This window comes from Kitasatospora nipponensis, from assembly GCF_039528135.1.
Taxonomy (GTDB): Bacteria; Actinomycetota; Actinomycetes; order Streptomycetales; family Streptomycetaceae; genus Kitasatospora; species Kitasatospora nipponensis.
The window spans coordinates 1-554 of sequence record NZ_BAAALF010001031.1 but is presented as its reverse complement, the minus strand read 5'-3'; the positions used below and the strand labels follow the sequence as shown (position 1 = coordinate 554).

At 73.1% G+C, this 554-nt stretch carries 1 protein-coding gene and 1 pseudogene; one reads left to right on the top strand and one right to left on the bottom strand.

Going from position 1 to position 554, the window contains the following annotated elements; translation table 11 throughout:
- A partial coding sequence (locus ABD323_RS44705; protein WP_344447692.1) for a pentapeptide repeat-containing protein occupies positions 1 to 328 on the top strand: 328 nt, incomplete at its 5' end.
- 7 nt (positions 329 to 335) lie between these two features.
- On the opposite strand, the pseudogene ABD323_RS44700 reads toward ABD323_RS44705, so the two are convergent.
- A pseudogene (locus ABD323_RS44700) lies at positions 336 to 554 on the bottom strand (ABC transporter ATP-binding protein); the annotation flags it as partial.

The following is a 554-nucleotide window of genomic DNA, read 5'->3' as shown; positions in this document are numbered from 1 at the left end:
CCTCGACGCCTCCGACCTGGCCGGAGCGGATCTGACCCGCGCCGTGCTGGTCGGCACCCAACTGCGCGGTGCCGACCTCAAGGGCGCGACGCTGGCGCACGCCGACCTGGCGCACGCCGACCTGCGGTACGCCGATCTGACCGGCGTCGACCTGCGGCACGCCCAACTCGGCTCCGCCCGGCTGACCGAGGCCCGGCTGAGCGGGGCCCACTGGTCGGTCGGGACCGCCTGGCCGGACGACCTGGCGGTGCAGATCCTGGTCCGTTCCGAGGAGGTCCTCCCCGGGATCTTCCTCGTCCAGGAGCGGCAGGAACTGCAGTACTGCTGACCGTCCGTCAGTCCACGATCTGCCCGTCGTGCAGCGAGACGACCCGGTCGGCCTGGGCCATCAGAGTCGGGTCGTGGGTGGCGACCAGGGCGGTGACGCCCTGCGAGTGGACCACGGCGCGGAGCAGTTCCATCACGGCGAGGCCGGTCTCGGAGTCGAGCTGGCCCGTCGGCTCGTCGGCGATCAGCAGCTGCGGCTCGGTGGCCAGCGCGCGGGCGATCGCCAC